Source organism: Streptomyces sp. NPDC091281, from assembly GCF_044757425.1.
Lineage (GTDB): Bacteria > Actinomycetota > Actinomycetes > Streptomycetales > Streptomycetaceae > Streptomyces.
Window position 1 is genome coordinate 131616 of sequence record NZ_JBIVUY010000001.1, and the last position, 20535, is coordinate 152150.

The 20535-nt window shown below is 73.6% G+C and carries 16 protein-coding genes; 10 read left to right on the forward strand and 6 right to left on the reverse strand.

Annotated elements, in window-relative coordinates; genetic code table 11:
* Window position 1: 1 nt before the first annotated feature.
* Window positions 2–874: an acyl-CoA thioesterase gene (locus tag ACIQPQ_RS00675; RefSeq protein ID WP_401297903.1), complete on the reverse strand. Its 873-nt coding sequence runs from the start codon at window positions 872–874 to the stop codon at window positions 2–4.
* Between the two features lie 47 nt (window positions 875–921).
* Window positions 922–2079 carry an acyl-CoA dehydrogenase family protein gene (locus ACIQPQ_RS00680; RefSeq protein ID WP_401297905.1) on the reverse strand — a complete coding sequence of 386 codons (1158 nt, stop codon included), beginning with the start codon at window positions 2077–2079 and terminating at the stop codon, window positions 922–924.
* Window positions 2080–2293: 214 nt separating this feature from the next.
* Here ACIQPQ_RS00680 and ACIQPQ_RS00685 point away from each other — a divergent pair, with 214 nt between their 5' ends.
* Entirely contained in the window at window positions 2294–3082 is a 789-nt protein-coding gene (locus ACIQPQ_RS00685) for a TetR/AcrR family transcriptional regulator (RefSeq protein ID WP_401297908.1), read from the forward strand.
* Between the two features lie 72 nt (window positions 3083–3154).
* On the opposite strand, the gene ACIQPQ_RS00690 is transcribed toward ACIQPQ_RS00685, so the two are convergent.
* Entirely contained in the window at window positions 3155–3943 is a 789-nt protein-coding gene (locus ACIQPQ_RS00690) for a phosphatase (protein ID WP_401297911.1), read from the reverse strand.
* A gap of 154 nt (window positions 3944–4097) precedes the next feature.
* Window positions 4098–5693, reverse strand: a complete 1596-nt coding sequence (locus ACIQPQ_RS00695; RefSeq protein WP_401297914.1) for a helix-turn-helix domain-containing protein — start codon at window positions 5691–5693, stop codon at window positions 4098–4100.
* Window positions 5694–5912: 219 nt separating this feature from the next.
* On the opposite strand from ACIQPQ_RS00695, the gene ACIQPQ_RS00700 reads away from it, so the two are divergent.
* The 4 genes from ACIQPQ_RS00700 (at window position 5913) to ACIQPQ_RS00715 (ending at window position 10797) form a co-directional block, all read left to right on the forward strand.
* Entirely contained in the window at window positions 5913–7403 is a 1491-nt protein-coding gene (locus ACIQPQ_RS00700; RefSeq protein ID WP_401297917.1) for a sodium:solute symporter, read from the forward strand.
* Between the two features lie 61 nt (window positions 7404–7464).
* A complete protein-coding gene (gene speB, locus ACIQPQ_RS00705; protein ID WP_401297920.1) occupies window positions 7465–8433 on the forward strand; it encodes an agmatinase in 969 nt (322 codons plus the stop codon).
* Window positions 8430–10115: a thiamine pyrophosphate-binding protein gene (locus ACIQPQ_RS00710; protein WP_401297923.1), complete on the forward strand. Its 1686-nt coding sequence runs from the start codon at window positions 8430–8432 to the stop codon at window positions 10113–10115. Before speB ends, ACIQPQ_RS00710 begins: the two co-directional genes overlap by 4 nt.
* A gap of 79 nt (window positions 10116–10194) precedes the next feature.
* Window positions 10195–10797 carry a UTRA domain-containing protein gene (locus tag ACIQPQ_RS00715; protein ID WP_401297926.1) on the forward strand — a complete coding sequence of 201 codons (603 nt, stop codon included), beginning with the start codon at window positions 10195–10197 and terminating at the stop codon, window positions 10795–10797.
* A 57-nt stretch (window positions 10798–10854) separates the two neighbouring features.
* On the opposite strand, the gene ACIQPQ_RS00720 is transcribed toward ACIQPQ_RS00715, so the two are convergent.
* Both ACIQPQ_RS00720 and ACIQPQ_RS00725 read right to left on the reverse strand, forming a co-directional pair.
* Window positions 10855–11664 carry an endonuclease I family protein gene (locus ACIQPQ_RS00720; RefSeq protein ID WP_401297929.1) on the reverse strand — a complete coding sequence of 270 codons (810 nt, stop codon included), beginning with the start codon at window positions 11662–11664 and terminating at the stop codon, window positions 10855–10857.
* 163 nt (window positions 11665–11827) lie between these two features.
* The gene (locus tag ACIQPQ_RS00725; RefSeq protein ID WP_401297932.1) at window positions 11828–12202 is read right to left on the reverse strand and encodes a hypothetical protein; all 375 of its coding nucleotides are present in this window, start codon (window positions 12200–12202) and stop codon (window positions 11828–11830) included.
* 120 nt (window positions 12203–12322) lie between these two features.
* Here ACIQPQ_RS00725 and ACIQPQ_RS00730 point away from each other — a divergent pair, with 120 nt between their 5' ends.
* The 5 genes from ACIQPQ_RS00730 to ACIQPQ_RS00750 all read left to right on the forward strand — a co-directional run bounded on the left by ACIQPQ_RS00730 (window position 12323) and on the right by ACIQPQ_RS00750 (window position 20470).
* Window positions 12323–13174, forward strand: coding sequence for a serine hydrolase (locus ACIQPQ_RS00730; RefSeq protein ID WP_401297935.1), 852 nt, complete (start codon window positions 12323–12325; stop codon window positions 13172–13174).
* Window positions 13175–13336: 162 nt separating this feature from the next.
* Window positions 13337–14449, forward strand: a complete 1113-nt coding sequence (locus ACIQPQ_RS00735) for an esterase-like activity of phytase family protein (RefSeq protein ID WP_401297937.1) — start codon at window positions 13337–13339, stop codon at window positions 14447–14449.
* A gap of 168 nt (window positions 14450–14617) precedes the next feature.
* Window positions 14618–18379, forward strand: coding sequence for an ABC transporter ATP-binding protein (locus ACIQPQ_RS00740; RefSeq protein ID WP_401297940.1), 3762 nt, complete (start codon window positions 14618–14620; stop codon window positions 18377–18379).
* Between the two features lie 150 nt (window positions 18380–18529).
* Complete coding sequence (locus ACIQPQ_RS00745; protein WP_401297942.1) at window positions 18530–18943, forward strand: hypothetical protein; 414 nt, start codon at window positions 18530–18532, stop codon at window positions 18941–18943.
* A 99-nt stretch (window positions 18944–19042) separates the two neighbouring features.
* The gene (locus tag ACIQPQ_RS00750) at window positions 19043–20470 is read left to right on the forward strand and encodes an aminopeptidase (RefSeq protein ID WP_401297944.1); all 1428 of its coding nucleotides are present in this window, start codon (window positions 19043–19045) and stop codon (window positions 20468–20470) included.
* The last annotated feature ends 65 nt before the right edge of the window (window positions 20471–20535 follow it).

Below are 20535 nucleotides of genomic sequence, written 5' to 3' on the forward strand. Positions count from 1 at the left end.
CTCAGTCTTCCCGAGGGACGCGGACCACACCTTCCTGGATGACCGAGACGGCGAGCCGCCCGTCCTGGGTGTAGATGCGGGCCTGCCCGAGGCCGCGCCCGCCGGACGCGGACGGCGACTCCTGGTCGTACAGCAGCCACTCGTCGGCGCGGAACGGGCGGTGGAACCACATCGCGTGGTCGAGGGAGGCGCCGACGACGTCGCCGACCGCCCAGCCGCCGCGGCCGTGCGCGAGGAGGATCGAGTCCAGGAGGGTCATGTCGGAGACGTACGTGGCGAGCACGACGTGCAGCAGCGGGTCGTCGGCGAGTTTGCCGCGGGCGCGGAACCAGACCTGGCTGGACGGCTCGCGGGGCGCCCCGAACACGCCGTACGGCGGGTCGTCGACGTAGCGCAGGTCGATCGCCTCGCGGGCCTGGAGGACGCGGGCGACGACGGCCGGGTCGAGGTGGTCGTAGCCGCGCAGCCGCTCCTCGGAGGTGGGCAGCGTGACCGGGTCGGGCGCGGGCGGTGCGGGGGCCTGGTGGTCGAGGCCGTCCTCGTACGTCTGGAAGGACGCGGAGAGGGCGAAGACCGGGCGGCCGTGCTGGACGGCGACGACCCGGCGGGTGGTGAAGGAGCGGCCGTCGCGGATGCGTTCGACGTTGTAGACGATGGGCGCGTCCGGGTCGCCGGTGCGCAGGAAGTACGCGTGCAGCGAGTGGGCGGGCCGGTCGGCGGGGACCGTGCGGCCCGCGGCGACCAGCGCCTGGGCGGCGACCTGGCCGCCGAAGACGCGCGGGACGACGGTGGCCCGGGACCGGCCGCGGAAGATGTCCTCCTCGATCCGCTCCAGGTCGAGCAGATCGAGGAGGTCCTGAAGTGCCTCGCTCATGGGGGAGTGGGTGTCGTGCCTGCCGTGCCCCTGGTGGGTGCGGGGGGCTACAGCCCCATGTCCTTGGCGATGATCGACTTCATGATCTCGCTGGTGCCGCCGTAGATGCGGTTGACGCGGTTGTCGGCGTACAGGCGGGCGATCGGGTACTCGTTCATGTAGCCGTAGCCGCCGTGCAGTTGGAGGCAGCGGTCGATGACGCGGTGGGCGACCTCGGTGCAGAACAGCTTGGCGGAGGCGGCCTCGGCGGGGGTCAGCTCACCGGCGTCCAGCGCCTCGGTGGCGCGGTCGGCGACGGCCTCGGCGGCGTCCACCTCGGCCTGGCAGGCGGCCAGTTCGAACTTGGTGTTCTGGAAGTGGGCGACCGGCTTGCCGAAGACGACGCGGTCCTGCACGTACTGCTTGGCGAAGCGGACGGCGGCCTTGGCCTGCGCGTAGGCGCCGAAGGCGATGCCCCAGCGCTCGGAGGCCAGGTTGTGTCCGAGGTAGGAGAAGCCCTTGTTCTCCTCGCCGAGAAGGTCCTCGGCGGGCACCTTGACGTCCACGAAGGCGAGTTCGGCGGTGTCGGAGGTCTTCAGGCCGAGCTTGTCGAGCTTGCGGCCGACGGAGTAGCCCTCGGACTTGGTGTCGACCGCGAAGAGGGAGATGCCGAAGCGGCGGTCCTCGGCGGACGGCGGGGAGGTGCGGGCGCACACGATGACCTTGTCGGCGTGGACACCGCCGGTGATGAAGGTCTTGGCGCCGTTGAGGACGTAGTGCGTGCCGTCCTCGGAGAGCTTGGCGGTGGTCTTCATGCCCGCGAGGTCGGAACCGGTGCCCGGCTCCGTCATCGCGATGGCCCACATCTCCTCGCCGGTGACGAACTTCGGGAGGTAGCGCTTCTTCTGCTCGTCGGTGGCGAGCATCTTGATGTACGGCAGGGCGAGCAGCACGTGGACGCCGGAGCCGCCGAACTGGACGCCCGCGCGGGCGGTCTCCTCGTACAGGACGGCCTCGAACTTGTGGCTGTCCTCGCCCGCGCCGCCGAACTCCTCGGGCACGTTGATGCCGAAGATGCCCAGCTCACCGAGCTGGTGGTAGAACTCGCGCGGAGCCTGTCCGGCCGCGAACCACTCGTCGTACACCGGTACGACCTCGGCCTCGATGAAGGCGCGCAGAGTCTCCCGGAACGCCTCGTGATCCTCGTTGAACACCGTACGGCGCACGCCGCCACCTCCATGAACCTCGGCTGCCCAAGCGCGGCCCTGACCTGTCTAAGCGCTTGCTCACCCCTACCGTACCGGCGGGTAGGTGGCTGAGTCCAGGGTGGTCCGCGGGTAACGCTCATCACGCCCGCGAGGGTGACTCCGAAACGGTGATACCCTCTAACTAATTCTTGCGGCTCTAGCCGCTTCCGGGGGCGAGGAGAGGCGGCGGCGCATGGCGGCCAAGGACGGCGCACGGGACCGGGCGGGCACCCCGCGCGGGCGGGACGGCGCGGGGACGCCGCGCGAGCGCTACCGGGCGCAGGTGCGCGCCGAGATCAAGGAGCGGGCCTGGGAGCAGGTCGCCGACGCGGGCGCCTCGGTGCTGTCGCTCAACGCGATCGCCAAGCAGATGGGGATGAGCGGGCCCGCCCTCTACCGCTACTTCTCGGGCCGCGACGACCTGATCACCGAGCTGGTCCGCGACGCGTACCGCAGCCTCGCCGACACCGTCACCGCCGCCGGAACCCCGGGCCCCCCGGACGTCCGCGCCCTCGCCGCCGCCCTGCGCGCCTGGGCCCTGGCCGACCCGCACCGCTACTTCCTCGTCTACGGCACCCCCGTCCCCGGCTACCACGCGCCCGGCGAGATCACCGGGATCGCGTCGGAGATCATGACGGTGCTGCTGGACGGGTTCACGGCGACGGGCTCGGCAGGAGCCGCCGGGCAGGGAGGGGCGGCCGGGTCCGCCGATGACCCCGATGAGCCGGGAGAGCCGCAGGCTTCTGAGGCCGCCGGGGTCGACGCCGGGGTCGGCGCCCGCTTCGACGCCCACCTCGCCGATCACCGCGTGTGGGCCGCCGAGCACCCCGCCCCGCCCGCCGCCCTGCACCGCGCCCTGTCCTTCTGGACCCGCCTCCACGGCGTCCTCTCCCTGGAGCTGGCGGGCCACTTCACCGGGATGGGCTTCGACCCGGACCTCTTCTTCGCGGCCGAGGTGGAGAGCCTGCTGGGTCCCTCCTGAGCGGACCCCGGCCCCCCGGCCTCCGGCGGGGTCACCTGTGGCGGGACCCGCCCGGCCCGGACGCGGGTCCGCTCAGTCGATCCCCGCCGCGTTCAGCAGGTACGCCGTCATCGGGTCGTAGTGGCGCGGGCTGACGACGTGGTCGTCGAGGGGGACCGTGACCTGGACGGTGCCCTCGGCCTCGGCGATGAAGAGGCCGGGGTCGTTGCAGTCGGCGTAGCCGACGGAGTCGACGCCGTGCTGCCCGGCGTAGCCCGCCCAGCCGTGGTCGGCGACGACGAGGTCGGGCAGGGGGCGGCCCTCGCGCTCCAGGCCGGTGAGGATCGCCTTCATCGGCTCGCCGGAGTGGGTGTGCCAGAGCGTCGCCCCGTGCTCCAGGACGGCGACGTCCGCGAACTGCATGACGTAGCCCTCGTCGGTCTGGAGGCCCTCGGGGATGACGACGATCTCGCAGCCCCGCGCGCGCAGCGCCGCCGCCGTCGCGCGGTGCACGTCGAGGAGGCCGCCGGGGTGCCCGGTGGCGAACAGCACCCGCTGCCGGTCCTCCGCCGCCTTCCGCAGCCGCGCGGCCAGCCGGTCGAGGCCGTCCACGGTGAGCTGCGGGTCGATGGTGTCCTGCCCGTACCGGTACTCGGGGTCGTCGTTGACGCCGACCCGCTCGGCCATCACCGCGAGCACGTCCTGCTCGTCGCTCCAGCGGTCGCCCAGCTCCAGCCCGAGCCAGAAGTTGCGGACGCCGTTGGCCAGTTGGCGGTAGTGGGAGAGGTTGTTCTCGCGCGGCGTGGCGACGTCACCCGCGATGCGGGTCTGCACCAGGTGCTCGATCAGCTCGGCGCGGCTGGGGGTCCCGGATATCGGCATGGTGTCCATTGTGGGGGAGCCGCGCCGCCCGCGACCCGGTGTCCCGCGCGCTGGGACGCGCGTCACTCCCGCCCACCTGCGCCGATGCCCTCCGGTGCACAGAACCGCCCGCCTCCGCCCGCCCTCGCCCACCGGGGCTCACCTCACGGTCGCCTCACCGTCGGCGCAGCGCGAACCACAGCTCCATCCGTACGTCCGGGTCGTCCAGGTCCGTCCCCAGCAGGGCGGCGCAGCGGGCGACGCGCTGACGCACGGTGTTGCGGTGCACGTCCAGCGCCACCGCCGTACGGTCCCAGCTGCCGTGCAGGGACAGCCAGGTGCGCAGGGTGTCGGCGAGGGCGGCGGACTCGCCGAGCGGGGCCAGCAGGGTCCGGGCGTGCGCCTCCGCCTCCCCGGGCGGGACCAGGTCGGTCAGCGCGGGGCGGTCGCCGTGCCGGACCAGCGGGACCCGGGTGGCGCGGGCGCGGGCCAGGGCGCGGCCCGCCCGCAGGTCGGCGGCGGCCCAGTCGGCGGGGCCCGCCGCCGCGCCGACGCCCAGCGTCCAGCCGGGCAGCGCGACGGGCTCCCGGTCGCCGGGGACCAGGACGCGGACGACGTCCTCGCCCAGGTCGACCAGCGGGGAGCCGAGGGCCGCGCCCAGCGCGGAGGCGGCCACCGCGTCCGGCGCGGGCGCCTCCCCGGCCGGGCCCCCGGCGCCGGGCGCGCCGCCCGGCCCCTCGGGTCTGCCGTGCACCACGTGCCAGCGCCGCCCGCCCAGCAGCGGGGCCACCGACTCCGGGGCCGCCCCGAGCAGCACGCGCACCAGCGCGGAGGAGCGGGCCGCCTCGGTGCCGCTCTGGTGTTCGCCGGTGAGCAGGGAGAGCAGGACGGCGGCGACGGAGGCGATGGTGTGGTCGCCGGGTTCGCGGCGCGGGGCGGCGACCCCGAGGACGTAGCCCCGGCCCGCGCCGAGGCCGTACGCGGCGAGGTGGGTGCCGTGCGGGGTGCTGTCGGTGGCGGTGGCCGAGCCGCGGCCGGTGAGGACGCGGGCCAGCGCGGCCAGCGGCTCGTCCACCGGCTGCGCGGGGCGGCGGCCCGCCTCGGCGACCGGGGCGCCCTCGGGGCCGTACAGCACCGCCCGGCCGCCGATGCGGCGGGCGAGCTGGCGCAGCACCGACGGCACCGGGTCGGGGCGGGAGGCCGCGACGGCGAGGCTCTGCTGCGCCTCGGTGACCCGGCGCAGCTCCGCGTGGCGGGCCTGCGCCATGAGCTGCCACACAGCGCGGGCCACCGCCGCGAACGTGGTGCGCGGCGGGACCTCCAGCAGCGGCAGCCGGTGCGCGTCGCAGGCCGCGACCAGGGCGGGCGGCACCGTGTCGTGGACGGGCGCCAGGCCGAAGCCGAGCGCGGCGCCCCCGGCGGCGACGATCCGGCCGACGTACGCGTCGAGGTGCGCGGCCCGCGCCGCCTGCCCGGCCGGGTCGTCGTCGGCGGCCTCGGGGAGGTGCACGCCCGCCGAGAGGAGCAGCTCGCCGCCGAGCAGGTACGGGTAGGGGTCGGCCATCTCCGAGGTGTGCGCGCCGTGCAGTGCGAGCGCCGCGTCGCGCGGGCCGGCGATCTGGCGCAGCGCGAGATCGTCGCGGGCCAGCAGCGCGGCGAGGGGGACCGGGGGCGTGGGGGGCGCCGGTGCGGCGGGAGGCGCGGCCGACGGGGCGGGAGGGGAGGGCGCGGGCGGGGCGCTGACCTCGGCGGGATCGTGCACGGTGTGCATTCCTTCCGTCCCGGACGGCTGAAGTGGATGAAACGTACACTTCGCAGCCGCCTCCCGGCCACCTAGGGTCGGGGACCAGCCAAGCCAGAAACCGGCCACTTCCGTGGCGGGCACCGGCGGCCACGGGTACGGGCGGATGTCCCCGTGGCGCGAGCGACCGGTGCGCACGCCTCCGACCCTCTGCACGACACGCCACCGACCCAGCCCCAAGGAGCCCCCATGGCCGTCGACTACCTCGTGATCGCCGCCTATCTCGCCGGCATGCTCGCCATGGGCTGGTGGGGCATGCGCCGGGCCCGCTCCAAGAGCGAGTTCCTGGTCGCGGGCCGCCGCCTCGGGCCCGCCCTGTACTCCGGCACCATGGCCGCGATCGTGCTCGGCGGCGCGTCCACCATCGGCGGGGTCGGCCTCGGCTACCAGTACGGCCTCTCCGGCGCCTGGATGGTCTTCACCATCGGCCTCGGCCTGCTCGCCCTGTCGGTGTTCTTCTCGGCCCGCATCGCCCGGCTGAAGGTCTACACCGTCTCCGAGATGCTCGACCTGCGCTACGGCGGCCGGGCCGGGGTGATCTCCGGGCTCGTGATGTGGGCGTACACGCTGATGCTCGCCGTCACCTCGACCATCGCCTACGCCACCATCTTCGACGTCCTCTTCGACATCCCGCGCACCCTCGCCATCGTGCTGGGCGGCTCGATCGTGGTCGCCTACTCGACGCTCGGCGGCATGTGGTCGATCACCCTCACCGACATGGTGCAGTTCGTGGTGAAGACCGTCGGCGTGCTGCTCCTGCTGCTGCCGATCGCCGTCGTCAAGGCGGGCGGCTTCGCCGAGATGAAGGCGCAGCTGCCGACCGGGTACTTCGACCCGCTGGGCATCGGCGGCGAGACGATCTTCACGTACGTGCTGATCTACACCTTCGGCATGCTCATCGGGCAGGACATCTGGCAGCGGGTGTTCACCGCGCGCAGCGACCGCACGGCGAAGTGGGGCGGCACCGTCGCGGGCACCTACTGCCTGGTCTACGCGCTCGCCGGGGCCGTCATCGGCACCGCCGCCAAGGTGCTCTACCCCGACCTGTCCTCCGCCGACGACGCCTTCGCGACCATCGTCAAGGACGAGCTGCCGATGGGCGTGCGCGGGCTGGTGCTGGCCGCCGCGCTCGCCGCCGTCATGTCGACGTCGTCCGGCGCGCTGATCGCCTGCGCGACCGTCGCCAACAACGACATCTGGTCACGGCTGCGGGGCGCGCGGACCGCCTCCGGCGCGGACGGGACGGACGCGGCGGACGGGGCGCACGAGCGGGACGAGGTCCGCGGCAACCGTGTGTTCATCCTCGTCATGGGCCTCGCCGTGATCGTCGTCGCGATCGCCCTCAACGACGTGGTCGAGGCGCTCACCGTCGCCTACAACCTCCTCGTCGGCGGCCTGCTGGTGCCGATCCTCGGCGGGCTGCTCTGGCGGCGCGGCACCGCGCAGGGCGCGCTCGCCGCGGTCGCGGTCGGCGGCCTCACCGTCGTCGCGTTGATGGCGGCGTACGGCATCCTCGCCAACGAGCCCGTCTACTACGGCCTGCTCGCCTCCCTCGCCGCGTACGTGGCCGTCTCCCTGGCCACCCCGCCCACCGACGCCGCCGTCCTCGCCGCCTGGCGCGAACGCCTCGCGGGCCGGGACCCCGAACTCGTGTCCGAACCGGTGCCGGCTCCCCAGTAGAGTCGTCCTCAGTGGTGCAGAGCGGTGCGAAAGCCGTGAAGCGTAGGAAAGAAGGCAGTGCATGAGCAGCAACGAGACGCCCCGCGGGCCGGTCGACTCCTCGCGCGTCCCCCGGTACGCCGGACCCGCGACCTTCGCCCGGCTGCCCCGGCTGGACGAGGTCGGCCGCGCCGACGTCGCCGTCGTGGGCGTGCCGTTCGACTCCGGGGTCTCCTACCGGCCCGGCGCCCGCTTCGGCGGCAACGCCATCCGTGAGGCGTCCCGGCTGCTGCGCCCCTACAACCCGGCGCAGGACGCCTCCCCGTTCGCCCTCGCCCAGGTCGCGGACGGCGGCGACATCGCCGTGAACCCGTTCAACATCAACGAGGCCGTCGACACGATCGAGGCCGCCGCCGACGACCTGCTCGGCACCGGCGCCCGCCTCATGACGCTCGGCGGCGACCACACCATCGCGCTGCCGCTGCTGCGGTCGGTGGCGAAGAAGCACGGACCCGTCGCGCTGCTCCACTTCGACGCCCACCTCGACACCTGGGACACCTACTTCGGCGCCGAGTACACCCACGGCACCCCCTTCCGGCGGGCCGTGGAGGAGGGCGTCCTCGACACCTCCGCCCTCTCCCACGTCGGCACCCGCGGCCCGCTCTACGGCAAGCAGGACCTCACCGACGACGAGAAGATGGGCTTCGGCATCGTCACCTCCGCCGACGTCTACCGGCGGGGCGCCGACGAGGTCGCCGACCAGCTCCGCCAGCGCATCGGCGACCGGCCGCTGTACATCTCCATCGACATCGACTGCCTCGACCCGGCGCACGCGCCCGGCACCGGCACCCCCGAGGCGGGCGGCATGACCTCCCGCGAACTCCTGGAGATCCTGCGCGGCCTGGCCTCCTGCCACCTGGTCTCGGCGGACGTCGTCGAGGTGGCCCCCGCGTACGATCACGCCGAGATCACCTCCGTCGCCGCGTCGCACACGGCGTACGAACTCACCACGATCATGTCCCGTCAGATTGCCGAGGCCCGCGCGCAGTGACCCACGACCACGACCTGGTGCTCCGCCCGACGGAGGCCCAGATCTCCGCCGCACTGAACCCGCCCGCCGGACGCAACGGCGGAGACCTGGTCGTGGAGACGCTGGCCGGGCTCGGCGCCACGACCGTCTTCGGCCTGCCCGGTCAGCACGCGCTCGGCATGTTCGACGCGCTGCGCCGCTCCGACCTGCGCTACGTCGGTCTGCGCGTCGAGAACAACGCCGGGTTCGCGGCGGACGCGTACGGCCGGATCACCGGGGAGGCGGCGCCGCTGCTGCTGTCCACCGGGCCGGGCGCGCTCACCTCGCTGGCCGCGCTCCAGGAGGCGGCGGCGGCCTCGGCGCCGGTGCTGGCGATCAGCAGCCAGATCCCCACCAAGGGGCTGGGCGGCGGGCGCCACGGCTACCTCCACGAACTCCCCGACCAGGCCGCCTCGTTCCGGGGCGTCGTGAAGTCGGTGCACACCGTCCGCGCGCAGTCGCAGATCCCCTCCGCGCTGGCGGCGGCGTGGACGTCGGCGCTGACGGCCCCGCACGGGCCGGTGTGGGTGGAGATCCCGCAGGACGTCCTACTCGCCGAGACCGCCCTCCCGGTCGTCACCGCCGTCGACGCGGCCCCCGAGGAGCTGCCGCCCCGGCCCGAACTCACCGCGGTCGCCGCCGACCTGCTGGCCCGTGCCGCGCGTCCGGCGGTCATCGCGGGCGGCGGAGTGGTCCGCGCGGACGCCTCCGGCAAGCTGCGGGCGCTGGCGGAGCGGCTGAACGCGCCCGTCATCACGACCTTCGGCGGCAAGGGCGCGTTCCCCTGGACCCACCCGCTCTCCCTCCAGTCCTGGCTGGAGGACCGGCACAGCACGGACTTCCTGGAGGACGCGGACGTCCTGCTCGTCGTCGGCTCGGGCCTCGGCGAACTCTCCTCGAACTACCACACGTTCGCCCCGCGCGGCCGGGTGATCCAGATCGAGGCGGACCTCGGCAAGCTGGAGTCCAACCACCCCGCCCTCGGCATCCACGCCGACGCCCGCCTCGCCCTCCAGGCCCTCCTGGAGACGGTCCCCGAACGCCCCGACGACACGGCCCCCGCCCGCGTCGCGGACGTCCTGGCCAAGGTCAAGTCCCGCATCGACGCCCAGCAGTTGACCCTCGAACAGGACCTGCTCGCCGCGATCCGCCGGGCCCTCCCCAGGGCGTCGTCCTCCTTCTGGGACATGACGATCCTCTCCTACTGGGCGTGGTCGGCCTTCGACCCCCAGGGCCCCAACCGCATGCACTCCGCGCAGGGTTCGGGCGGCCTCGGCTACGGCTTCCCCGCGGCCCTCGGCGCGGCCGTCGCCGACCCCACCCACCCGGTCCTCGCCGTCTCCGGCGACGGCGGCGCCCTCTACTCCATCGCCGAACTCGCCACCGCCCGCCAGTACGACCTGGACGTCACCTGGCTGATCATCGACGACGGCGGCTACGGCATCCTCCGCGAGTACATGACCGACGCCTTCGGCACCCCCACCGCCACCGAACTCACCCGCCCCGACTACGCGGCCCTCGCCGAGTCCTTCGGCGTCCCCGCCACCCCCACCACCCCCGAAACCCTGGAGCAGGACCTCCACCAGGCCCTCACCACCCCCGGCCCGTCGGTGGTCGTCCTCCCGGCGGTCCTGCGGATGTTCGCGGCGACGCATCTGGGGTAGCTCTGACCGCGGGCGGCCCGGACCGAGGCACGCCCGCCCGGGGGCGTCTCCGGACCCCATCCGAGGAGAGGCGGCCGGGATGAGCACCCACCATCCGCCACACCGGCCCGAGGCCCCGCCGCCCGCCGAGGAGCACACCGCGGAGCCTGCCGACGGGTTCATCCGCCGCCTCGGCGTCGAACGCCTCGCCCGTGACGGCTGGGCCGCAGGCCGGTCCGTCTGGGAGGGCGACGCCGGTGGGCGGGAGGTGGGGGTCGACTCTGTCGTGGTGGGGGAGGAGGGCGCGCCCGGTGGGGTGGGTGCCGTGCTGGGGGTCGGGGACGGGGAGGCCGTTCTGGTGCGTCGGCGTCGGTACACGCTGGACGGGAAGCCGGTGCTGATCGCCACCTCGTACTTCCCGGCCGCGCTGGTCGCCGGTACGGCGATCGCCCGGGTCGACACCGGGCCCGGTGGGGTCTACGCGCGGCTCGCCGAACTGGGGCGCGGGCCCGTGCGGTTCCGGGAGGAGGTGCGGTCGCGGATGCCGAGCCGGGAGGAGGCCGACGCGCTCGGGCTGCCGGCCGGGGTGCCCGTCGTGCTGGTCGCGCGGACCGCCTACGACGCGGACGGTGTCGCCGTCGAGGTCAACGCGATGGTGCTCGACTCCGCCGCCTACGTGCTGGAGTACGGGTTCGACGCGTGACGACCGCCGCACCCCGGAGCCCGTCCGGGATGCGGCCGCCGTGGGGGTGTGCCGGGGCTACCAGATCGCCTCGACCCACTCCGGGTGGTCGATGAACGGGTTGCGGTTGTGCTGGTAGGTGTCGTAGATGACCTGGTTGCGGCGCTCCTCGAAGGCGTCCGGCGGGTCCTCGTCGTTCCACTGCTTCAGGACCGAGAGGCGGCCGTGGTAGGGGTTGCCGCTGCCGTTGGTGACGGCGTCGTTGGGCTCCAGGTTCGGCCAGCCGTCGTCGCCCTCGTAGCGGACCGCCATGTAGAGGATCATGCGGGCCACGTCGCCCTTGACGGCGTCGCGGGGCTCGAAGGAGTTGGAGTCGGTGAGGCTGCCGCCGGAGTTGGTGAAGCTGCTGCCGCCGTTGTCGAAGTCCTTGTTGCCGCGCACCGCGTTGACCGTGACGTCCTCGGGGCGCAGGTGGTGGAGGTCGGTCCCGGGACCGGCCGAGGTGCCGAAGTCGCCGTGGGACTGCGCCCACACGTGCTCGCGGTTCCAGTTGCCGCTGTTGCCGCCGTTGAGCGACTTGCTGCGGGAGATGCCGGAGTAGAGCAGCTTGACGTTGCTGCTGTTGTTGGGGTCCTGGTCGGTGACCTTCAGGGCCTCCCAGAGCGCCGCGTACGACAGCTTGGTCTGCGGCTTGATGATCGTGTGGAGGGCCGACTTCAGGTTCGTGCCCGACTTCCCGATCGCGTTCTTGTAGTACGTCGCGTCGTAGGCCGTCGTGGTCGCCGCGGCGGGGGACGCGGTGAGCGCGGGGGTGGCGAGGCCGGCGAGGACGGCGGCGGTGGCCAGGGCCACCGGCTTCCATCGGCGGACGCGTGAGGACGACTGCATGTGGGGTGTCCGATCTACGCGGGTTGACAGGAGGCGGCAATCGGGAGAGTGACATGCACATGCGGCCGTGTCGATGAATCCGACATGGAGATTCGGTGACGGGAAACGGCAAGTCGGGAGGGAACGGTACGAGTCGGCCCGACCGTCCGGGCCCTGGGGGCTTTCAGCCGAGCAGGGCGCCGAACTTGTCCCGGTAGGTCGCGAGTTGCTGCTCGTATCCGGCCACGAACGCGTCCTCCTCGCCCGGCTCCATCGTGCTGCCGGGCAGCTTCGGCGGCAGCAGGTCCGGCAGCGCGCGGAAGATCTCGGCCGCCGCCTTCCCGCGCTCCGCGCCGCGCGCCCGCGCCCGGACGAGGTGCCAGCCCGCCCCTGACAGCCCCTCGCGCAGCAGGCGGACCGGCACCTTCTTGCCGCGGAACCCCGACCCCTCCGGAGCCTGCCCCTCACCCGTGCCGAGCCGCCCCAGCGCCCACAGGGCGGCGCAGGCCCGACCCGCGGAGAAATGTCCGGTCCGTGAGGGGTGTGCCTGGGTCGCCATGCACCGTCTCTACCCGCCCCCGACCGGCCTCAGTGCCCCGGCCCGGCAGGGGCCCGACCCGCACATGTGAACCTACGAACAGGTGTGCAACCATCGCCCGTCCATGCGAGTCAACCTCGCATGACTCACCGTATCGGGATACGCAGAAGAGGCGTGCTCGCCGCCACCCTCGGCGCCGGCGTCCTCCTCACGGGCGTGGCCGCCACCCCGGCCGTCGCCGCTCCGCCCGCCGTCAGCTGCACCTCGGCCAAGGCCGGGCTCGCCGCGAAGCTGAAGAAGGACATCACCGCCGCCCTGGCCAACCGCAAGGGCACGGTCGCCGTCGGCCTCCACGACCGCACCACCAACACCACCTGCACCCTGCGCGCCTCCACCGCCTTCGACTCGGCCAGCGTCGTCAAGGTCACCGTCCTCGCCGCGCTGCTGCGGGACACGCAGAAGCAGGGCCGCGCGCTGACCGCCCGCGAGAAGACCCTCGCGACCGCGATGATCACCAAGTCCGACAACGCCTCCACCTCCACCCTGTGGAAGCAGCTCGGCACCACGAAGATCAAGAACTTCCTCACGGCCGCGAAGATGACGCAGACCAAGCCCGGCGCGAACGGCTACTGGGGCCTCACCCAGATCACCGTGACCGACGAGCAGAAGCTGCTCAAGCTGATCGCCGCGAAGAACACCGTCCTCACCGACGCCTCCCGCGCCTACGCCACCAAGCTGATGGGCCAGGTCGTCTCCTCCCAGCGCTGGGGCACCCCGTACGGCAGGCCGTCCGGTGTCTCGTGGCACGTGAAGAACGGCTGGCTGTCGCGGGCCACCCACGGCTGGCGCGTGCACAGCGTCGGCACCTTCAAGGGCGGCGGCCACGACTACCAGATGACCTTCCTGACCCACGGCAACACCACGATGAACTACGGCATCACCACCATCCAGGGCGTCGCCAAGGTCATCCACCGGGACCTCGCCGCCTCCTGACCGGCCCGGCTCCTGACCGGCCGCGGCCCCACCGGACCACCCGGTCCGCCCGCCGCGCCCCGCACGCCCGGTACGGCTCGCACACCCCCGCCCGCGCACCCCGGGGACATCCTTCACGGCATGTCCCACCCCGCGTCACCCGCCCGTCCTACGGTGACCGCCATGCGCCTGCGAACCGTACTCGCGTCCCTCACCGCCACCGTGGCGGCGGCCACCGCCATGGCCGCCGGCCCCGCCTCCGCCGGACCCGGACCCGCCGAGGCCGGACCCGTCGCCGGATCTGCCGACACCCCGCGACAGCACGCCTGTTCGCCCGCCGTCCGGCTCGACCGCTTCTCCGACGCCCTCGACAAGACGACGTACGAGGGCACCTTCGTCGGGAACCTCTCCGGCCTCGCCGTCGACCGCGACGGCTCCCTCGCCGCCGTCTCCGACCGCTCCGCCCTCTTCCGCCTCGACCCCCGCACGCTCGCCCCGACCGGCGTCGCGGCGCTCGCCGACGAGAACGGCGCCGCCCTCGACTCCGAGGGGCTGGTCGTCGACCGCGACGGCACCCGCCTGGTCAGCTCCGAGACGGAACCGGCGATCCGCCGCCACAGCCGCTCCGGCGCGATCCTCGACCGGCTGCCCGTCCCCGACGCCCTGCGCGTCGCCCCCGCCGGGCGGGCCGTCGCCAACGGCACCTTCGAGGGACTGACGCTGCTCCCCGGCGGCCGGACCCTGCTCGCCTCCATGGAGTACGCCCTCGCCGGGGACAGCGCCGGTACGGTCCGCTTCCAGACCTGGCGGCGCACCCGCGGCGGCTCCTTCGCGCTCGCCGCCCAGTACGCCTACCGCACCGACCCCGGCCTCGGCGTCCCCGAGGTGCAGGCCCTCCCCGACGGCCGTCTGCTGGTCCTGGAGCGCGGCTTCACCGCCGGGGCCGGCAACACCGTCCGCCTCTACCTGGCCGACCCGCGCCACGCCACCGACACCCGCGCCGTGCCGTACCTGACCGGGCAGGACGGTGTGCGGACGGTCCGCAAGACGCTCCTCGCCGACCTCGTCGACTGCCCCGACCTGGGCGCCACCGCGCGGCAGCCCCAGCCGAACCCGCTCCTCGACAACATCGAGGGCATGACCGTCCTCCCGGCCCGCCCCGGCGCCCACCCGGCCCGCCCCGGCGCCGCCGTCACCGGCCGTGACCGGGGGTGGCTGCGCGTGCTCCTGGTCAGCGACGACAACCAGAACGCCGTCCAGACCACCCGGTTCCTGTTCCTGCGCGTCCGCGTCTGATCCGCCCCGCGCCCGCCCCCGCCCCCGCACGCCCCCCGCGCCCCCGCACCTCCCCCCGATTGTTGCGGAGGGATGAAATCCGGTTACCCGGGCGTTGGCCCCACTGGAAGATCAGGACGGCTTCCGGACGCATCGGGACCAGCACCAGGACCAGCAGGAGGCACCCGCGTGGCAGCGCAACGGGGATGGGCACGGAGACTCGCGGGCTACGCCTGGCGCCACCGCACGGACGTCGTGCTCGCCCTCGGCTCGTCCCTGGGCGGCATGGCCGTCATGGCCCTGGTGCCGCTCATCACCAAGGTCATCATCGACGACGTCATCGGCGACCGCAGCCGCGCCATGGCCCCCTGGGCGGGCGCCCTGATCGGCGCGGCGCTCGTCGTCTACGCGATGACGTACGTCCGCCGCTACTACGGCGGACGGCTCGCCCTCGACGTCCAGCACGACCTGCGGACCGAGATGTTCGCGACGATCACCCGCCTCGACGGCCGCCGCCAGGACGAACTCTCCACCGGCCAGGTCGTCGGCCGCGCCACCAGCGACCTCCAGCTCATCCAGAGCCTGCTGTTCATGCTCCCGATGACCATCGGGAACGTCCTGCTGTTCCTGATCTCCCTCGCGATCATGGCCTGGCTCTCCCCGCCGCTCACCCTCGTCGCGCTCGCCGTCGCCCCCGCCCTGTGGTGGATCGCCCGCCGCAGCCGGACCCGGCTGCACCCCGCGACCTGGTACGCGCAGGCGCAGGCCGCCGCCGTCGCGGGCGTCGTCGACGGCGCCGTCAGCGGCGTCCGCGTGGTGAAGGGCTTCGGGCAGGAGGAGCAGGAGACCGGCAAGCTGCGCGAGGTCGGCCGCCGCCTCTACGCGGGCCGCCTGCGCACCGTACGGCTCAACGCGCGCTACACCCCCGCGCTCCAGGCCGTGCCCGCCCTCGGCCAGGTCGCCATGCTCGCCCTCGGCGGCTGGCTCGCCGTGCGCGGGCACATCACCCTCGGCACCTTCGTCGCCTTCTCCACCTACCTCGCCGCGCTGGTCGGCCCGGTCCGGATGCTCGCGATGGTCCTCACCGTCGCCCAGCAGGCCCGCGCGGGCACCGAACGCGTCCTGGAGCTGATCGACACCGAGCCCGCCGTCGAGGACGGCACCAAGGACCTCCCCGCCGACGCCCCCGCGACCGTCGAGTTCGACGGCGTCACCTTCGGCTACGACCCCGACCGCCCCGTCCTCGACGGGCTCAGCTTCGAGATCCGCGCCGGGGAGACCCTCGCCGTCGTCGGCGCCTCCGGCTCCGGCAAGTCCACCGTCTCCCTGCTGCTGCCCCGCTTCTACGACGTCGCGCGCGGCGCGGTCCTGGTCGGCGGCCACGACGTCCGCGAACTCACCCTCGGCTCGCTGCGTGCCGCGATCGGCCTCGTCCCCGAGGACTCCTTCCTCTTCTCCGACACCGTCCGCGCCAACATCGCCTACGGCCGCCCCGACGCCACCGACGCCGAGATCGAGGCCGCCGCCCGCGCCGCCCAGGCCCACGGCTTCATCAGCGACCTCCCCGAGGGCTACGCCACCACCGTCGGCGAGCAGGGCCTCACCCTCTCCGGCGGCCAGCGCCAGCGCGTCGCCCTGGCCCGCGCGATCCTCACCGACCCGCGCCTGCTCGTCCTCGACGACGCCACCTCCGCCGTCGACGCGCGCGTCGAGCACGAGATCCACGAGGCGCTCCAGCAGGTCATGGCGGGCCGCACCACCCTCCTCATCGCGCACCGCCGCTCCACCCTGAACCTCGCCGACCGCATCGCCGTCCTCGACGGCGGCCGTCTCGCCGACCTGGGCACGCACGAGGAACTCCAGGAGCGATGTCCGCTCTACCGCCGTCTGCTGACCGACCCCGACGAACTCGGCGGCGTCTCCCCGGGCCACACCCCGCCCGCCGTCCCCCGCGAGGACACGACCGTACGGGACGAGCTGGACGCCGAGTTCGACGCCGAGCGCGGGGTCACCCCCCGGCTGTGGGCCGGGGACCGGGTGCCGAAGGACGCCGCGTTCGCCGGGACCCCCGCCACCCCCGACCTGCTGGCCCGCGTCGCGGCGCTGCCCCCGGCCACCGACCTGCCCGAGGTCGACGAGGCCCGCGCGGTCACCGCCGAGGACTCCTACGGCCTGCGCCGGCTGCTGCGCGGCTTCCGCACCCCGCTGCTGATCAGCCTCGGCCTGGTCGCCATGGACGCGGGCATGGGCCTGCTGCTGCCGGTGATGATCCGGCACGGCATCGACGAGGGCGTCTCCGCCGCCGCGCTCGGCGCGGTCTGGGCGGCCTCGCTGCTCGCCCTGCTCGCCGTCCTCGTCCAGTGGACCGCGCAGACCGCCGAGATCCGCATGACCGGCCGCACCGGCGAACGTGTCCTCTACAGCCTGCGGTTGAAGATCTTCGCCCAGCTCCAGCGGCTCGGCCTCGACTACTACGAGCGCGAGCTGACCGGCCGCATCATGACCCGGATGACGACGGACGTGGACGCCCTGTCGACGTTCCTCCAGACCGGCCTGGTCACCGCGTTCGTCTCCCTCGTCACCTTCTTCGGCATCATGGTCGCCCTGCTGGTCCTGGACGTGCAGCTCGCCCTCGTCGTCTTCGCGACCCTGCCGCCGCTGGTCGTCGCCACGTTCTTCTTCCGCCGCGCCAGCGTGAAGGCGTACGAGCTGGCCCGCGAGCGGGTCTCCACGGTCAACGCCGAACTCCAGGAGTCGGTGGCCGGGCTGCGCATCGTGCAGGCCTTCGGCCGCGAGGAGGCCGGCCGGGAGCGGTTCGCCGCGCACAGCGCCGCCTACCGTGCCGCCCGCATCCGCGGCCAGTGGCTGATCTCGATCTACTTCCCCTTCGTCCAGCTGCTCTCCTCCGCCGCCGCGGCGGCCGTCCTCGTCACGGGCGCCGGACGCATCGAGGCCGCCACCCTCACCACGGGCGCGCTGGTCGCCTACCTCCTCTACATCGACCTGTTCTTCGCCCCCGTCCAGCAGCTCTCCCAGGTCTTCGACGGCTACCAGCAGGCCACCGTCTCCCTCGGCCGCATCCAGGAACTCCTGCGCGAACCCGCCGCCACCCGCTCCGCGGGCAGCCCCCGCGCGGTGGACGCGCTGCGCGGCGAGATCGCCTTCGAGGACGTCCACTTCGCCTACGGCGACAAGGGCGAGGCCGAAGAGGCCCTGTCGGCCGTGGAGTTGCGCATCCCCGCCGGGCAGACCGTCGCCTTCGTCGGCGAGACCGGCGCGGGCAAGTCCACCCTGGTCAAGCTCGTCGCCCGGTTCTACGACCCCACCGCGGGCCGGGTGCTGGTCGACGGCACCGACCTGCGCGCCCTCGACCTCACCTCGTACCGGCACCGGCTCGGCGTCGTCCCGCAGGAGGCGTACCTCTTCCCCGGCACCGTCCGCGACGCCATCGCCTACGGCCGCCCCGACGCCCCGGACGCCGAGGTGGAGGCCGCCGCGCGGGCGGTCGGCGCGCACGAGATGATCGCCACCCTCGACGGCGGCTACCTCCACGAGGTCGCCGAGCGCGGCCGCAACCTGTCCGCCGGGCAACGGCAGTTGATCGCGCTGGCCCGCGCCGAACTGGTCGACCCCGACGTCCTCCTCCTCGACGAGGCGACCGCCGCCCTCGACCTCGCCACCGAGGCCCAGGTCAACCAGGCCACCGACCGGCTCACCGGCCGCCGCGCCACCTCCGGCGGCGGGGCCGCCCCGCGCACCACGCTCATCGTCGCCCACCGCCTCACCACCGCCGCGCGCGCCGACCGCGTCGTCGTCATGGACCACGGCCGGGTCGCCGAGGACGGCACCCACGCCGACCTCCTCGCCCGCGACGGACGGTACGCCCGGCTGTGGCGGACCTTCGTCGGGGACGACGCCGAGCCGGAGGAGCCGGTGGGCGCGGCCCGCTGAGCCCGGCCGCCCACCCCCTGCTCCGGTGCGGGGCGTGCGGGGCGCGGGGCGTGGGGCGCGCAACCATCCGGGCTGTCCCGCGCGTCCGTACATCAGTACGGCCATCGGCGGAGGCCGGACGGACGACGAACGCGCGAGGAGGCGGAGGGCATGGCCGGAGGGGGCGTGGCCGCGGGGGGCGTCGGCGCGCTCCGCCGTCGGCTGGCGGCCGGGGCGGCCGTCCTGGTCACCGCCGTCCTGCTCGCGCTCGCCGCACCCGCCGACGCGCAGGCCGCGCCCGCCTCCTGCACCGGCCGCAAGGTGCGCACCCTGGCCTTCGCCAACGGGCAGGTGCAGGTCTACCGGGGCGGCGGCTCGGTCTGCGCGGTCACCGTCCAGAAGCACCCCGGCACGAAGCGGCTCCTGTCGGTCGGTGTCCAGGCCCGCGGCCACCACCCGGTCCGCAAGGCCCGCCGCCACGCCCGCACCACGCTCCCGGTGACCGTGTACGCGGGCCACCGCTGCGTACGGGTGTCCGGGTCGGTGGGCACCGTCACCTACACATCCGGCTGGATTCTGTGCTGATCGCCGCGCGGACCGGCTGACTTGCCAATCTCCTCTGGTGCCGCAGGTGTTGCTCGGATAGCTTCGCGCACATCTGTCTCACAGGGAGGACGCACGCGCATGCGCAAGGCGCTCAGATGGCTGCTGGCCCTCACCGTGCTCATCGGCACGCTGACCACCACGGCGGGCGCGGCCACCGCCGCCGAGCCGGGAGCCACGGACATCAAGGACCGGCTGCTCTCCGTCCCGGGCGTCAGCCTGGTGGAGGAGAAGCCGTACCCCGGCTACCGCTTCTTCGTCCTGAACTTCACCCAGCCGGTCGACCACCGGCACCCCGGAAAGGGCACGTTCCAGCAGCGGATCACCGTCCTGCACAAGGACGTCAGCCGCCCGACGGTCTTCTACACCGGCGGCTACAGCGTCTCCACCAGTCCGGGCCGCCGTGAACCCACGCAGATCGTGGACGGCAACCAGGTCTCCATGGAGTACCGCTACTTCACGCCGTCCCGCCCCGAGCCCGCCGACTGGAGCAAGCTGGACATCTGGCAGGCCGCCAGCGACCAGCACCGCATCTTCACCGCGCTCAAGCCGATCTACGGCAAGAACTGGCTCTCCACGGGCGGTTCGAAGGGCGGCATGACCGCCACCTACTACGAGCGCTTCTACCCGCGCGACATGGACGGCGTCGTCGCGTACGTCGCCCCCAACGACGTCGTCAACGACGAGGACTCCGCCTACGACCGCTTCTTCCGCCAGGTCGGCACCAAGGAGTGCCGCGACCGGCTGAACGCGGTGCAGCGCGAGGCGCTGGTGCGCCGGGAACCGCTGGAGAAGAAGTACGAGGCGTACGCCGCCGAGAACGGCTACACCTTCACCACCATCGGCAGCCTGGACCGCGCCTACGAGGCCGTCGTCCTCGACTACGTGTGGGGCTTCTGGCAGTACAGCCTGCTCTCCGACTGCGACAGCGTCCCCGCCGACGCGAAGACCGCGACCGACGACGAGATCTGGACCTCGGTCGACACCATCTCCGGCTTCTCGTTCTACACCGACCAGGGCCTGTCGCCGTACACGCCGTACTACTACCAGGCGGGCACCCAGCTCGGCGCGCCCACCATCCACTTCCCGTACATCGAGCGGAAGTACGTCCGCTACGGCTACCAGCCGCCGCGCAACTTCGTCCCCCGCGACATCGCGATGCGCTTCGACCGGGGCGCGATGCGGGACGTCGACGGCTGGGTGAAGCACAACGCCCGCCACATGCTGTTCGTGTACGGGCAGAACGACCCGTGGGGCGCCGAACCGTTCCGCCTCGGCAGGGGCGCGAAGGACTCGTACGTGTTCACCGCGCCCGGCATGAACCACGGCGCGAACGTGGCCGGTCTGGTCGCCGACGAGAAGGCGCTGGCCACCGCCCGCATCCTCAAGTGGGCGGGCGTCGCCCCGGCCGCCGTCCAGGAGAACGCGTCGGCGGCCCGCCCGCTGGCGAAGTTCGACGCCAAGCTGGACGTCCGGGACGTGGAGCGGGAGCCCACCCTGCGCCCGTAGCGCCTCGGCGCGCGTACGGCACGACGGCCGACCGGCTTCCCGCCGGCCGGCCGTCGTGCCGTACG

Excerpts from the sequence above, each read along its gene's own strand:
- ACIQPQ_RS00675 (WP_401297903.1), bottom strand. The coding sequence starts at position 874 with ATGAGCGAGGCACTTCAGGACCTCCTCGATCTGCTCGACCTGGAGCGG.
- ACIQPQ_RS00685 (WP_401297908.1), top strand. The coding sequence starts at position 2,294 with ATGGCGGCCAAGGACGGCGCACGGGACCGGGCGGGCACCCCGCGCGGG.
- ACIQPQ_RS00690 (WP_401297911.1), bottom strand. The coding sequence starts at position 3,943 with ATGCCGATATCCGGGACCCCCAGCCGCGCCGAGCTGATCGAGCACCTG.
- ACIQPQ_RS00695 (WP_401297914.1), bottom strand. The coding sequence starts at position 5,693 with ATGCACACCGTGCACGATCCCGCCGAGGTCAGCGCCCCGCCCGCGCCC.
- ACIQPQ_RS00700 (WP_401297917.1), top strand. The coding sequence starts at position 5,913 with ATGGCCGTCGACTACCTCGTGATCGCCGCCTATCTCGCCGGCATGCTC.
- speB (WP_401297920.1), top strand. The coding sequence starts at position 7,465 with ATGAGCAGCAACGAGACGCCCCGCGGGCCGGTCGACTCCTCGCGCGTC.
- ACIQPQ_RS00715 (WP_401297926.1), top strand. The coding sequence starts at position 10,195 with ATGAGCACCCACCATCCGCCACACCGGCCCGAGGCCCCGCCGCCCGCC.
- ACIQPQ_RS00720 (WP_401297929.1), bottom strand. The coding sequence starts at position 11,664 with ATGCAGTCGTCCTCACGCGTCCGCCGATGGAAGCCGGTGGCCCTGGCC.
- ACIQPQ_RS00725 (WP_401297932.1), bottom strand. The coding sequence starts at position 12,202 with ATGGCGACCCAGGCACACCCCTCACGGACCGGACATTTCTCCGCGGGT.
- ACIQPQ_RS00730 (WP_401297935.1), top strand. The coding sequence starts at position 12,323 with ATGACTCACCGTATCGGGATACGCAGAAGAGGCGTGCTCGCCGCCACC.
- ACIQPQ_RS00735 (WP_401297937.1), top strand. The coding sequence starts at position 13,337 with ATGCGCCTGCGAACCGTACTCGCGTCCCTCACCGCCACCGTGGCGGCG.
- ACIQPQ_RS00745 (WP_401297942.1), top strand. The coding sequence starts at position 18,530 with ATGGCCGGAGGGGGCGTGGCCGCGGGGGGCGTCGGCGCGCTCCGCCGT.
- ACIQPQ_RS00750 (WP_401297944.1), top strand. The coding sequence starts at position 19,043 with ATGCGCAAGGCGCTCAGATGGCTGCTGGCCCTCACCGTGCTCATCGGC.